The following is a 13099-nucleotide window of genomic DNA, read 5'->3' as shown; positions in this document are numbered from 1 at the left end:
GACCGATGCACGATCCCCGCCAGCTCGGCTCCTCCTTCATGGAACTGGTCCGCAGTGTCGACCCCCAGCTGTTGCCCGGCGCCGCCACGGTCTCCTCGGCAGCGCTGTCGCCCCAGGCCACCACCATTGTTGCCGTCTGCCATGACGGCGGGGTGGTGATGGCCGGTGACCGACGGGCCACCCGTGGCAACGAGATTGCCCAGCGTGACATCGAGAAGGTCTTCCCCGCCGACGACCACACGCTCGTGGGCATCGCCGGCGCGGCGGGCTTCGCGATGGATCTGGCCCGGCTGTTCGCAGTCGAGCTGTCGCACTACGAGAAGATCGAAGGAGCCCCGCTCAGCTTCGATGGCAAGGCCAACCGGCTGGGCGTGCTGGTGCGTGCCAATCTGAGCCTGGCCATGCAGGGTCTCGTCGTCGTCCCGCTGTTCGCTGGCTGGGACGGGCGGAGCCAGCGCGGACGCATCGTGGAGTACGACGCCACCGGGGGTCACTACGAGGAGAAGGGCTTCGCGGCCATCGGCTCGGGAGCCTCCTTCGCCCGGGGCTCGCTCAAGAAGCTGTTCCGCCTCGACTTCGACGAGAACCGGGCCGCACTGGCCTGCATCCAGGCCCTGTTCGACGCGGCTGACGAGGACTCGGCGACCGGCGGACCGGACATCGCGCGGGGTCTGTATCCGGTGGTGCTGTCCGCCGGACGCCAGGGCGTGCGCCGCTGGAGCGGTGAGCAGGTGGCCGAGCTGAGTTCCCGCCTCATCGAGGCCAGGATGCTTCGTCCCGACGGCCCGGAGGCCCCACTGCCATGAGCGCGCCCTACTATGTCTCGCCCGATCAGCTCATGAAGGACCGGGCGGAGTTCGCCCGGACGGGCATCGCCCGCGGCCGCTCGGTGATCACGGTACGGTGTGCACAGGGCATCGCCTTCGTCGCCGCGAATCCCTCGCGCAGCCTGCACAAGGTCTCCGAGATCTACGACCGGATCGGCTTCGCGGCCGTGGGCCGCTATCACGAGTTCGAGAGCTTGCGGGTGACCGGTATCCGCTATGCCGACCTGCGCGGGTACTCCTACGATCGAGCAGACGTGAACGCCAGGGGACTGGCGAATTCCTATGCCCAGCTGCTGGGGGCCACCTTCAGCTCCGCAGCCGAGAAGCCCTATGAGGTCGACCTGGTGGTCGCCGAGGTTGGCGAGGAGCCGGTGCGCGACACGATCTTCAAGATCAGTTTCGACGGGACGGTGGTCGAGCGCGCCGATTGTGTCGTGATCGGTGGTGATGCCGACGCGCTCAGCGCCACCCTGACTGCCAGGCACGATCCGATGGCCCCGCTGCCCGTTGTGCTCCGGCAGGCGCTCGAGGCGCTCGGTGAACCTGCGGGGGGCACCGGTGGACCGACGGGGGTCGAGGTTGCTCTGCTTGACAGGCGCCGCCGCAACCGCACCTTCACCCGAGTGGACGGGCCTGCGCTTCGCAAACTGCTCGCCGGGGAGCACTGAGATGGCCGGACGCGATCTGTCCCCGATCCGCGCGCCCCAGCCAGCCAGTGAGAGGCAGTACGCCGAGCTGGATCCCGTCGTCGTCATCGGGACAGGCCTGGTGGGCGCCTCCATCGGCTGTGCACTGAGCGCCGCCGGCATCCAGGTGCATCTGCGCGACCGCTACCGCTCCCATGCACTGGTGGCGGCCGGACTGGGCGCCGGAACGGTGAGCTCGGCGCAGAACTCTGCCGTGAAGCTCGTGGTGGTGGCGGTACCGCCCGACGCGGTGCCCGAGGTCGTGGAGCGCGCCCTGGCGCGCTACCGCCACGCCGTGGTCACCGATGTGGCCAGCGTCAAGAAGCCTGTCATGGACGCACTCCGGGAGGCCGGCGTCGATCTGAGCCGCTATGTCGGCTCGCATCCGATGGCCGGCTCGCAGTACAGCGGGCCGCTCACCGCCAGCCCGCATCTGTTCGTCGACCGGCGCTGGGTGATCGCCGACGGCAGTGGCTCGGCTCAGGCAGTGCGGCGGGTCGAGGCACTCGTGGCGCTGTGTGGCGCCAGGCTCATCCACCTCGCGCCGGCCGACCACGACCGGGCCGTCGCGGAGGTCAGCCATGTCCCCCAGATCATGAGCAGCCTCACCGCCGCCAGACTGCGGGAGGTGCCGCCGCCCGATCTGCTGCTCGCGGGCCAGGGGGTGCGCGATGTCACCCGGGTGGCCGGCTCGGATCCCACGCTGTGGGGTCAGATCATCGCCGCGAACCGCACGGAGATCCTCACCCAGCTGCGGGCCATCCGCGCCGACCTCGACCAGCTGCTGGAGGGCCTGGGCACCAACGACCCCCAGGCTGTCACCGGCCTCATTGCCGCTGGCCGGGAGGGAGTGTCGGCGCTGCCGGGCAAGCATGGCCACCCCGGCTCGGCGCTGGACACCGTCGTCGTCGAGATCCCCGATGCTCCCGGCGCGCTGGCCCGATTGTTCGCCGAGATCCAGGCCCAGGGGGTCAACATCGAGGACCTGTCCATCGAGCACGACCTGGCGAAACCGGCCGGATATCTGTCGGTGGCCGTCGAGGCCGGGCATGCCGAGGCTCTCCGGGCGGCCATGACCGCGTCGGGCTGGGAGCTGCGGTCGTGAACCACCGACCATCTGTCATGCTGATGCCGCAAGCCACAGGAGTGAGCCATGTCCGACAGACCTGAACTCGTCATTGCCATCGACGGCCCCAGCGGGGCGGGCAAGTCCAGCACCGCGCGGGGGACCGCCTGCCGCCTGGGCCTGGCCTTCCTCGACACCGGCGCCATGTACCGGGCGGTCAGCTGGGCCTGCCTGGAAGACGGCGTGGACCTGGGCGACGCCGGGGCCCTCATCGACCGAGCCAGCACCGCCGATCTCCAGATCGGGCTGGATCCCCGCCGCCCGGTCGTCTCGCTCGACGGGCACGACATCACCCGCGAGATCCGCACACCGCGGATCGCGGCCCACGTGAGCACCGTGGCCACCATCCCGCAGATTCGCCAGCTGCTCACCGAGCAGATGCGCCAGACCATCGCCGCCGCTCGCCGTATTGTCGTGGAGGGACGCGACATCACCACTGTCGTATGGCCCCAGGCGCAGGTGAAGGTCTTGCTCGTCGCCGATCCCGAGACCCGCATTGCCCGCCGGGAGGCCGAGGTGCGCGGCCAGGCAGCTCATGGCGAGGTGATCGGCTCGATCATCGACCGGGACCGCAAGGATGCCACGGTGAGCCAGTTCGAACGTCCCGCCCCCGGTGTCGAGCTCATCGACTCGACCTATCTCGACCTCGGTCAGGTGATCGACCAGGTGATCGGCCTGGTTCCCGTCGCGCTGCGCTGAGCACCGTCGTCGGCGCACCGTGCCCGGGGCGGTTTCGTCCGATCGGATAGCGTGGGGAGCATGTCTGCTGCCGATGAGCCCAGTGCGTCACCTCGTCCCGTCGTGGCGGTCGTCGGACGGCCCAATGTCGGTAAGTCCACCCTCGTCAACCGCATCCTGGGCCGCCGCGAGGCTGTCGTCCAGGACACCCCGGGCGTTACCCGCGACCGGGTGAGCTATGACGCCGAATGGGCCGGCCGGGAGTTCGTGCTGGTCGACACCGGCGGATGGATCTCCGACGCCACGGGCATGGCGGCCCAGATCGCCGAACAGGCCGAGGCAGCCATCCAGCTCGCGGACGCGGTGCTGTTCGTCGTCGATTCCACAGTGGGAACCACTGACGAGGACGAGGCCGTGGTTCGGGTGCTGCGCCGCTCGCGCAAGCCCGTCGTCCTGGCCGCCAACAAGGTCGACGACCAGCGCTTCGAGGCCGACGCGGCAGCCATGTGGAATCTGGGCCTGGGCGAGCCGCACGTCGTCTCCGCCCTCCACGGGCGCGGCTCGGGCGATCTGCTCGACGCGCTCATGGCCGCGTTGCCCGCCGCCGAGCAGGGCGTGCGTGACGACGAGCAAGGCGGCCCCCATCGGGTGGCCATCGTCGGCAAACCCAATGTGGGCAAGAGCTCATTGCTCAATCGACTGGCCGGCTCCACCCGCTCGGTGGTCAGTGACCTGTCGGGCACCACTGTCGATCCGGTCGACGAGCTCGTCGAGATCGGCGGCGAGGCCTTCCGACTCATCGACACCGCCGGGATCCGGCGCCGGGTCAAGGAGGCCAGCGGATCGGAGTACTACGCCTGGCTGCGCACCCAGGCCGCCATCGAACGCGCCGAGATCTGCGTCGTCGTGCTGGATGCCTCCGAGTCCGTGAGCGACCAGGACCTCAAGATCCTGTCCGGCGTCGAAGAGGCCGGGCGCGGCATGGTGATCGCCTTCAACAAGTGGGATCTCACCGATGAGGAGCGCCAGCGCTATCTCAGGCGGGAGGTGGAGCGGGATCTCCAGGCCTGGACCTGGGCACCCTCGGTGAACATCTCGGCGCTGCGAGGCCGCAATGTCGACAAGCTCGCCAGGGCCATCGACGCCGCCATCGAAGGCTGGTCGACACGCATCTCCACTGGACGGCTCAACGCCTTCCTCGGCAGGATCGTGGCCTCCAATCCCCATCCGGTGCGTGGCGGCAAACAGCCGCGCATCCTGTTCGGCACCCAGGCCCAGAACTGTCCGCCCACCTTCGCTCTGTTCACGAGCGGTCAGCTCGATCCCGGCTATGTGCGGTTCGTGGAGCGGCGACTGCGTGAGGAGTTCGGCTTCGCGGGCTCGCCTGTCCATATCCAGATCAGGGCCCGCACGAAGCACAAGGACCGCTGAGACGCTCGGCTCGTTGGCACCCGCGCAGCTGTTGTCGAGAAGTGGACTGCCCGATCCGAACTCCCACTAGGCTGGCAGCGGCCGTGCGGACACCCTGCCGGGGTGGCACCGCAGACCTCCCGTCGACACCGAAGCGCAACGACCATCGAGGAGAAGCCGATGAGTGTGGGCCGCGACCTCGCGAGGGGCACCGAGGACATCGAGGACACCAAGGGTGACGGCAGGACGCCCTACTGGGCCATGGAGCCGCGCGAGGTGCTCGCCGAGCTGGATTCCGAGGCCAACGGTCTGAGCGGGCCGCAGGCGGCGACTCGCCACGAGAAGGGCGGCCCCAACCGCCTGGAGTCCCGCAAGCCCGAACCCTTCTGGCACAAGCTGGCGCGCCACCTCAATGACGTGCTCATCTTCGTGCTGCTCATCGCGGCCGCCCTCAAGGCAGTCATGGGTGACTGGGTCGATTTTGCGGTCATCATGGCGGTGGCCGTCATCAATACAGCGATCGGCCTCATCCAGGAGGGGCGGGCCGAGAAGGCCCTCGACGCGATACGCGGCATGCTTTCCACCGAGGCGCAGGTGCTGCGCGATGGCCAGTGGTCCAAGGTCGATGCAGAGGAACTGGTCGTCGGCGACGTGGTGCGGCTGCGTCCTGGCGACCGTGTGCCGGCGGACATGCGCATCCTCGATGCCACCGGGCTGCGGGCCGAGGAATCGGCGCTGACCGGCGAATCCGTGCCCGCCACGAAGGACGTGACCGCAGCCGAAACCGATGCCGGCCTGGGCGACCGCTCGTCCATGCTCTTCTCCAGTACGATCGTCGTCGCCGGTGCCGCCACCGGCGTGGTCGTGGCGATCGGCAAGGACACCGAGATCGGCCGGATCCAGGAGATGGTGGCCGAGGTCGAGGCGGTCGAGACGCCCCTGTCGCGCTCGCTGGGCAAGCTGGGAAACGCCATCGTTTGGGGCATCATCGCCGTCTCGGTGATCATGGTCATCATTGGCCGGGCCGTGCACGGCATGGACGCCAACAGCCTGCTCTCGGCCACCATCGGTGTGGCTGTCGCGGCGGTGCCCGAGGGCCTGCCGGCACTCGTGACGATCACGCTGGCGCTCGGTGTCCAGCAGATGGCGCGGCGCAAGGCCATCACGCGCCGCCTGCCCTCGGTCGAGACGCTCGGCTCGGTGACGACCATCTGCTCGGACAAGACCGGGACACTCACCAAGAACGAGATGACGGCCCAATTCGTGCGCACCGCCGGGCGCACCATCACCGTCGAGGGCACCGGCTACGCACCCGAGGGCGAGTTCCGCGAGAACGATGTGAGCGTCGATCCCGGCGAACTACCCGACCTGCAAGCCGTCATCGAGATCTCGGCGCTGGCCAACGATGCCGAGGTGCGCCAGGACGGCGAAGGGCACTGGACCCTCATCGGAGAACCTACCGAGGGCGCCCTTCATGTGCTCTCCCGCAAGGCCGGGTTCGATGGGCAGGGCTGGCGCAGACTGGCCGAGGTTCCCTTCGACTCGGAATACAAGTACATGGCGGTGCTGGTCGCCGAGCCCGGCAGCGAGTCCGGGAGCGTCGATGAGCACCGCATCCTGCTCAAGGGCGCGCCGGACCGGGTGCTGACACGCTGCTCGTCCCAGCTCACCGCAGACGGCCGCGATGAGCCGATCGACGTCGGACTGTGGACCGGCGTGATCGACGAGCTCGGCGCGAAGGGCCTGCGGGTGCTGGCCACCGCCCGCGGCACGGCAGCCCGTGGCGCCGAGCGGCTGGGTCATGACGACCTCGCGCAGGACCTGCAGATGGTGGGCATGATCGGCATCATCGACCCGCCGCGTCCCGAGGCCATCGAGGCCATCGCCACGTGCCGCAGCGCCGGCATCAGGGTGAAGATGATCACCGGCGACCATGCCGGCACCGCCGTGGCGATTGCCCAGGAGATGGGCATCATGGACGATCCAGGAGCCCGGGTGCTCACCGGTGCCGAGCTGGAGAAGATGAGCACCGAGAAGCTGCGGGCTGCGGCCCCGGAGGTGGACGTCTACGCACGCACCAGCCCCGAGCACAAGATCCGGATCGTCAAGGCCTTGCAGCACCACCACGAGGTGGTGGCGATGACCGGCGATGGAGTCAACGATGCCCCGGCGCTGACCCAGGCCGATGTGGGTGTCGCGATGGGCATCAAGGGTACGGAGGCCACCAAGGAGGCAGCCGACGTCGTGCTCGCCGACGACAACTTCGCGACGATCGAGCGCGCTGTGGAGGAGGGCCGCCGGATCTATGCGAACATTCGCAAGTCCGTGCTGTTCCTGCTGCCCACCAATGGCGGCCAGGCCCTGGTCATCCTGGTGGCAGTGATCCTCGGACTGTCGACCCCGCTCAAGCCTGTGCAGGTGCTGTGGATCAACATGATCACCTCGGTCACCCTCTCGCTGGCGCTGTCGGGTGAGCCGATCGAGCCTGGCACGATGAACAAGCCGCCGCGTGACCAGCGGGCGTCCATCCTCGATGGGGTGGCGCTGCGGCGGATCGTCGCCGTCTCGGCCCTCATCGGGGCGGCGGCGCTGTTCGTCTTCTTGTGGCAGAAGGACCACGGTGCCAGCGTCGATCAGGCGCAGACCACTGCCGTGACGACGCTGGCGCTGGCCCAGCTCGGCTATCTGTTCAACTGCCGGTTCCTCGAGCGCTCGAGCTTCTCGACGAAGGTCCTCACCGGCAACCGGGTGCTGTGGTGGTCAGCGGGGGCCCTGGTGGTCCTGCAGGCACTGTTCGTCTATCTGCCCGTTCTCAACACCTGGTTCGGCTCGGCCCCGATGACACTCGCCCAATGGGGCTGGTCCTTCGGGCTGGCCGTTGTCCTCTTCCTGCTCGTCGAGATGGGCAAGGCGATCCGCTTCGCGCGCAGCAAGAACGCCTGACCGAGGGCTGTCCCGCAGGGGGAGCTTAGGGTAACCTAAGTTCTGACGGGTTGCCACGACCCAGAGTTGAGCGCCTCCGGCCCCGCGCCGGGGGCGCTCTTGCTGTGCGGCGTGACGCGAGGCCGCTGCGCGAACAGGCGCAGCCCCCAAGGCGAGGAGTTTTCATGGACGTCCACATCGTCTATGCCCATCCCAGCGTCCATTCGTTCAGCCACGCGCTGCTCGAGGCCTTCGTCGCCGGCCTCGACGCCGCGGGCCACCGGCACACGGTGTCTGACCTGTACGCGATGGGTTTCAACCCGGTGATGTCAGCGGACGAGTACGAGCGCGAATCCGGCGGCGGTAAGGGGATCTCGGTAGCCGATGATGTGCGCGCCGAACAGGCCAAGCTCGACGCCGCGGATGTGTGGTGCTTCATCTACCCGGTCTGGTGGACCGACTGCCCCGCCATCCTCAAGGGCTGGTTCGATCGGGTCTGGACCGCCGGATGGGCCTACCACCCCGGGACACTCGTGAAGGCGCGTTCTGCCCTCGTCATGTGCACCGCCGGGAACACCGAGGCCTGGCTCGACGAGACCGGCCGTGGCCCCGCGATGCGCACGGTGATGCTCGCCGACCGGATCTTCGACCGGGCAGCCGTCTCCAGCTTCCATGTGTTTGGCGGAGCAGTCCGCCGCGACGCCGAGGGCTGGGCCGGTCGGGCCAAGGAGGATCTGGAGCGTGCGCTGCGGCTGGGCCGAGAGCTTCCCGGCGGCGGGAGCGGGCGTCGTGGGTCCGGGCAGGCGATCGCCTGAGCTGCCCTGGCGGCGGGTTTCATTCGATCATCGCGAGATAGGCATCCGCGAGCGTGAGATAGTCCCGTTCGAAGTCGTCCAAGGTGGGCACGGTGGTATCGAGCAGGGTTGCCACCAGCCGGTCCAGATACCACTCCCAGCCGGGGGCTATCGAGGGTAAAGATTCGGGATCGAAGGACTCCTGGCGCAGGGTGATCTGGGTACGGCCGTGGTCGTGGGACAGCCGGACGTTCAGCAGCCATTCCTCGTTGCCGGTGTCGGAGCAGACCGTCAGCACGGTGGGCGGCTGGGCGGTGAGGATACGGTGGCGTACCGGCGGGCTGCCCTGCTCCTGGGACATCTGGACGGTGACGAATCCATCGCGCGGGCTGCCGGTCCAGGATCCGTACCATTTCGCGAGCAGCTTCGGGCGGGTGAGGCAGGCCCAGATCTCACGCTGCGTCGCTGCCACGCTGCGGTGCAGCACCAGAGTGCTCCGGTCATCCTCGAGGCGTCCGCTGGGATCCATGGGTCCGCTCCTACATCGTCGTCGATGGGTATCTGGCGGTGGGGCGAAGCCCGTGGGCCACGCCGTCCCTGCCGTGACTCGGTGCTGGTCCCGCCAGTGGCGATGATATCCGCATCTCAGCGCCCCTGGCTCAGCGGCTGGCTGTGCCACGCGCGGCTCGCCGCTCCTGCTCGGAGGCGTCGATGCGCCCGGCGAGCGCCAAGACGGCATCGGGGTCGAGCAGCGACAGCTGCGGCTCGGGGCTGAGAGTCACGGGGATGACACGGACCCTCGCCGGCAGTGCGCGGCCCGCGGACGGCTGGTCGAGCGCCGAGCTGCCAGGGTCGGTGGTCAACTCGACGAGAGTGGCTCCGCTGGCCGCCGAGGCGAGCTCGTGACCGCGCGGTGCCAGGACCTGATTGTGATTGATGATCCCGGGTGCCACGACGACCGGGATTGCGCCGTCCCGCCCCGGGATCGAGTCGATCAGTGCGTGGTGATAATGGCCCGAGAGGACCAGGCGGACATCGGAGTCGGCGAGCACGTCCGCCAGGCGCTCGGTGTTGATGAGCCCGATGCCCTGGTGGAGCGGTGTGACGGGAGCCACCGGGGGATGGTGGACAACGACAACGCTGCCTGCGCCGCAGTCCACCGACAGGAGATCGCGCAGCCATGCGAGCTGCTCGTCATCGACGAGCCCATGGCTGCGTCCGGGGACGGAGCTGTCCAGGCCGATGATTCGGAAGCCGTGGATCGTCCGGGCGCTGAACACCGGGCGCTCGTCGGCGCCGGCCGCTACCGCTGCCCTGCTGAGTCCGGGGCCCAGCACTGCCCGGAATCCCGGGCGGCTGTCGTGGTTGCCGGGCACCCAGACCAGCGCGGCATCCCCATGGCGCGCCGCGAACTGGGTGATCGTGGTGCGCAGGTGTCCGTAGGAGGCGATCGAGCCGTCGTCCGACAGATCGCCGCTCAGGACGATGAGGTCGAGTTCGCCTAGGGTGTCCAGCGCTTCGAGCGCGCGGCGCCACAGAGCATCGGGGTCAGGAGTGCCCGGCAGGCGCTCACCTCGCAGATGGGTGTCACTGAGCTGGAGGATGTGCAGGCTTTCCATCTTGTCTTCCTTCCGGTGGGGTGAGGTGCCAGTCGAGAGGCTATCGGTCAGCGACGAGGCCTTCTCCCAGAGCCCTCCGAGGGCTTGCTCAGCGCTGCTGGGGGCCGCTTGCACTGGGTTCACCGCGTGGCGCGCGAATCCATCGGGCGGCGAGCGGCTAGTCTGGCTGCCAACCGTGCGCCGGTACGCACCAGCGTGTCGGCGGTGCACGCGGGACCGACGAGAGATGCGCCTGGCCGGATCGGGCAGGGCAATGGACCTGGGCAATACGAGGAGTGAGCGGGTGCCGAAACAGACGCTGTCGCTGCGTGAACGGCAGCAGGAGCAGGGCCGGGCGGACATCATCGGCGCCGCACTGGAGATCATCGCCGAGTCGGGTCCCCAGGCGGTCAGTATCGACCGGCTCGCCGAGATGGCGCACATGGCGCGGGCCACGGTTTACGCGCGGTTCCCCGACGGTCTGGACGCCATCATCTCCGAGACCTACCGGAGCATTGGCCGGGATCTGACGCAGCGCTGCCAGTCGCTCGTCAGCCCGGCCACCCCCTGGCGCGAGGTGCTCATGACCTGGGCGAGGGAGTTCTTCGCAGTCTCCGCACAGCCCCGGGTCGGCACCTTCTACAATCTGGTCGGCCCCCGGCTCGTGGCTGCTTCCGGCGCCACGGGCGGTGGCTCGGAGGCGACCCTCCAGGTCTTCGTGGGCTCTCTCGACAATGCAGTGCGAGCCGGTGAGCTCGACTCATCGGCTCCGGTTCGTGCCATCGCTCGCATGCTCGTCGGTGCGTTGCGTGAATCGGGGATGGCCATTGCTCGCGGCGAACTCGACGGCGAGGAATCCCTCGAGGCGTTCGGCTGGCTCGTCGGGGCGCTCACCGCCACTGCGGGACGCTAGTCCGCGCCAGGCGGTCCTCAGGCGGGGAAGCTCGAGCGGCCCGAGTATCCGAAATCGCTGAGCAGGGACACCCCATTGACCGCGCGGGAGCGCGGTGAGGCGAGCATGAGTACGGTCCAGGTCACTTCGTCGACGGTCTGGACCGGATAGCCCACCTCGTCGAAGGAATCGATCCCGAGATCACGGCGGGCCATCGGAGTGTCTACCACCGAGGGACAGACGGAGTTGACCCGGATCATGTCGCCGAACAGCTCGAGACTGAGGGCCTGGGTGAGCTGGCGGACCGCGCCCTTCGAGGCAATGTAGGGCACCATGCCCGGGGCGGACACGAATCCGGAGTCCGAGCCGATGAGCACCGCGCAGGGCGCCAGCGAGCGGCGGAGGTACGGCAGCGCGGCCTGTACCGTCGCGAAGGTTCCCACCACATTGGTGTCGAGCACCTCGCGGAACTCGCCGGGGCTCACGCCTTCCACGCTGTTGCCGAATACCCCGTCGACGCCCGCGCAGGTGACGACGATGTCGACTCCGCCCATCTGCTGGGCCAGCTCATCGACCGCGTTGCGCAGCTGCGTCGGGTCCGTGACGTCGCCGCGCACTGCTACGCATGCCGGATCGTGTCCCGTCGCATCGCGCAGGGCCTCGACGGAGGACTGGCGGCGGGTGATGACCCCGACCTGGGCCTTCTCGGCCAGCGCGAGGCGGACCACGCCCAGGCCGATGCCGGAGGCCCCGCCGGTGACGAGCAGGCGCTTGCCCGCGATGCCCAGCGTGGTCACCTAGGCCCTCCCCCCGACCGCGGCATGCCGCGCCCACTCGCCCTGGGCTGCCTCGGCGAGGGCGTCCTCGAGTGCCGAGGCCAGGGTGCGGGCATCCTGGGAACCGAAGACCAGCGGCGGGCGCACCTTCATGACGTTGTCGTGGCGCCCGATCCGGCTTGCCAGCACACCGCGTTCCCGCAAGGCCTCGCTGAGCCACCCGGCCAGTGCCGGGGCGGGCTCCCCGGCCACCGTCAACTCGATGCCGAGGTACAGGCCCTGTCCGCGTACATCGGAGACGAATGGATCGGTCAGCGCGTAGCCGGTGAGATCCTCGCGCAGCGCACGTCCGATCTGCTCGGCGCGTGCCGCGAGCTGCTCGTCCGCCATGACGTCCAGCACAGCCTGTGCAGCCGATGAGGGAACCGCAGTGGTGGCGAAGGTGTTGAAGTACTGATTACGCGATCCGAATTCTTCCAGCAGCCCGTCCGGCAGGACGACGGCCCCGATGGGGATGCCATTGCCCATCGGCTTGCCGAGTGTCACGAGATCGGGGTCGACACCGAAGCGCTGGTGGCCCCACATCCATGAGCCCAGCCGCCCGAAGCCCGACTGGACCTCGTCGGCGATGTACAGGCCACCCGCCTTGTGCACGCGCTCGACGAGGCCGCGCAGATAGCTCACCGGGACCCGGGGCAGGCCCTCGGTGGAGAAGGAGGGGTCGAGCAGCACCGCCGAGAGGCGGTGTCCCCGGGCAGTGAGCAGATCGATGGCCCGGTCGACCTCGGCGAGCGCGCTGCTCACCAGCGAGGCAGTCTCCTGGGCGGAGGCGTCCTGGGGGACGTCGGGGATGCGGATGGGACGGACGTGATCGCCCAGCGGCTCGGCCACCTGCAGACCGGTGGTCATCTGGGCAAGGGAGGTCGTATTGCCGTGATAGGAGAAGTCGGAGATGAGCACGCCGTCGCTTGCGGTGTGCTGGCGCGCGATGCGCAGCGCCAGCTCGTTGGACTCGGAGCCGCTGTTGGTGAACATGACGCGGTCCAGCTGCGGTGCGAAGGTGGCGAGCAGGCGCTCGGCGTAGGCGATCGGCTGCTCGGTGAGATAGCGGCTGTTGATGTTGATGGTTCCCAGCGCCTTCGCAACGGCCTCACGGACACGCGGATTGCTGTGCCCGACGTGCGGCACGTTGTTGTAGGCGTCCAGATAGCGCTGGCCCTGCCGGTCGCTGACCCAGACACCCGAACCGCTCACCAGCTCGAGGGGCTCGCGGTAGAACAGGGGCGAATAGGGGCCGAGGGTGGCGATGCGCCGGCCCAGCAATTGGCTGTGTGCCTCCACCTTGCGGGGCTGTCCGTTGGATGCGTACCCGACTGCTGTCATGGGATGT

At 68.8% G+C, this 13099-nt stretch carries 12 protein-coding genes; 8 read left to right on the top strand and 4 right to left on the bottom strand.

What is annotated here, in order from left to right; all coding sequences use genetic code 11:
- Positions 1-5: 5 nt before the first annotated feature.
- From prcB to BMX93_RS01515, 7 genes are all read left to right on the top strand, one after another.
- A complete protein-coding gene (gene prcB / locus BMX93_RS01545; RefSeq protein WP_245725670.1) occupies positions 6-806 on the top strand; it encodes a proteasome subunit beta in 801 nt (266 codons plus the stop codon).
- Positions 803-1495, top strand: a complete 693-nt coding sequence (prcA, locus tag BMX93_RS01540; RefSeq protein WP_091966987.1) for a proteasome subunit alpha — start codon at positions 803-805, stop codon at positions 1493-1495. Before prcB ends, prcA begins: the two co-directional genes overlap by 4 nt.
- A gap of 1 nt (position 1496) precedes the next feature.
- On the top strand, positions 1497-2618 hold the full coding sequence (locus BMX93_RS01535; RefSeq protein WP_091966985.1) for a prephenate dehydrogenase: 1122 nt from the start codon (positions 1497-1499) through the stop codon (positions 2616-2618).
- A 48-nt stretch (positions 2619-2666) separates the two neighbouring features.
- Positions 2667-3338: a (d)CMP kinase gene (gene cmk, locus BMX93_RS01530; protein ID WP_091966983.1), complete on the top strand. Its 672-nt coding sequence runs from the start codon at positions 2667-2669 to the stop codon at positions 3336-3338.
- Between the two features lie 60 nt (positions 3339-3398).
- Positions 3399-4748, top strand: coding sequence for a ribosome biogenesis GTPase Der (gene der, locus BMX93_RS01525; RefSeq protein WP_091966981.1), 1350 nt, complete (start codon positions 3399-3401; stop codon positions 4746-4748).
- A gap of 159 nt (positions 4749-4907) precedes the next feature.
- Entirely contained in the window at positions 4908-7670 is a 2763-nt protein-coding gene (locus BMX93_RS01520; protein WP_218139183.1) for a cation-translocating P-type ATPase, read from the top strand.
- A gap of 164 nt (positions 7671-7834) precedes the next feature.
- Positions 7835-8464 (top strand): NAD(P)H-dependent oxidoreductase, encoded by a 630-nt coding sequence (locus tag BMX93_RS01515; RefSeq protein ID WP_091966979.1) that lies wholly within the window; start codon positions 7835-7837, stop codon positions 8462-8464.
- A 19-nt stretch (positions 8465-8483) separates the two neighbouring features.
- On the opposite strand, the gene BMX93_RS01510 is transcribed toward BMX93_RS01515, so the two are convergent.
- Entirely contained in the window at positions 8484-8972 is a 489-nt protein-coding gene (locus BMX93_RS01510) for an SRPBCC domain-containing protein (RefSeq protein WP_177170013.1), read from the bottom strand.
- Positions 8973-9102: 130 nt separating this feature from the next.
- A complete protein-coding gene (locus tag BMX93_RS01505) occupies positions 9103-10062 on the bottom strand; it encodes a metallophosphoesterase (protein WP_177170012.1) in 960 nt (319 codons plus the stop codon).
- 283 nt (positions 10063-10345) lie between these two features.
- Between BMX93_RS01505 and BMX93_RS01500 the strand changes: the two genes are divergently transcribed.
- Positions 10346-10954, top strand: coding sequence for a TetR/AcrR family transcriptional regulator (locus tag BMX93_RS01500; RefSeq protein WP_177170011.1), 609 nt, complete (start codon positions 10346-10348; stop codon positions 10952-10954).
- 17 nt (positions 10955-10971) lie between these two features.
- Here BMX93_RS01500 and BMX93_RS01495 read toward each other — a convergent pair whose 3' ends face one another.
- Both BMX93_RS01495 and BMX93_RS01490 read right to left on the bottom strand, forming a co-directional pair.
- A complete protein-coding gene (locus BMX93_RS01495) occupies positions 10972-11730 on the bottom strand; it encodes an SDR family NAD(P)-dependent oxidoreductase (protein WP_091966973.1) in 759 nt (252 codons plus the stop codon).
- Positions 11731-13092 carry an aspartate aminotransferase family protein gene (locus BMX93_RS01490; RefSeq protein WP_091967232.1) on the bottom strand — a complete coding sequence of 454 codons (1362 nt, stop codon included), beginning with the start codon at positions 13090-13092 and terminating at the stop codon, positions 11731-11733.
- Positions 13093-13099 lie beyond the last annotated feature (7 nt).

This window comes from Propionibacterium cyclohexanicum, assembly GCF_900111365.1.
GTDB classification, from domain to species: Bacteria; Actinomycetota; Actinomycetes; order Propionibacteriales; family Propionibacteriaceae; genus Propionibacterium; species Propionibacterium cyclohexanicum.
This window is presented reverse-complemented; position numbering and strand designations above follow the sequence as displayed.

Coding starts and splice junctions, on each gene's coding strand:
- der (WP_091966981.1), top strand. CDS start 3,399: ATGTCTGCTGCCGATGAGCCCAGTGCGTCACCTCGTCCCGTCGTGGCG.
- BMX93_RS01520 (WP_218139183.1), top strand. CDS start 4,908: ATGAGTGTGGGCCGCGACCTCGCGAGGGGCACCGAGGACATCGAGGAC.
- BMX93_RS01505 (WP_177170012.1), bottom strand. CDS start 10,062: ATGGAAAGCCTGCACATCCTCCAGCTCAGTGACACCCATCTGCGAGGT.
- BMX93_RS01510 (WP_177170013.1), bottom strand. CDS start 8,972: ATGGATCCCAGCGGACGCCTCGAGGATGACCGGAGCACTCTGGTGCTG.
- cmk (WP_091966983.1), top strand. CDS start 2,667: ATGTCCGACAGACCTGAACTCGTCATTGCCATCGACGGCCCCAGCGGG.
- prcB (WP_245725670.1), top strand. CDS start 6: ATGCACGATCCCCGCCAGCTCGGCTCCTCCTTCATGGAACTGGTCCGC.
- BMX93_RS01535 (WP_091966985.1), top strand. CDS start 1,497: ATGGCCGGACGCGATCTGTCCCCGATCCGCGCGCCCCAGCCAGCCAGT.
- BMX93_RS01515 (WP_091966979.1), top strand. CDS start 7,835: ATGGACGTCCACATCGTCTATGCCCATCCCAGCGTCCATTCGTTCAGC.
- prcA (WP_091966987.1), top strand. CDS start 803: ATGAGCGCGCCCTACTATGTCTCGCCCGATCAGCTCATGAAGGACCGG.
- BMX93_RS01490 (WP_091967232.1), bottom strand. CDS start 13,092: ATGACAGCAGTCGGGTACGCATCCAACGGACAGCCCCGCAAGGTGGAG.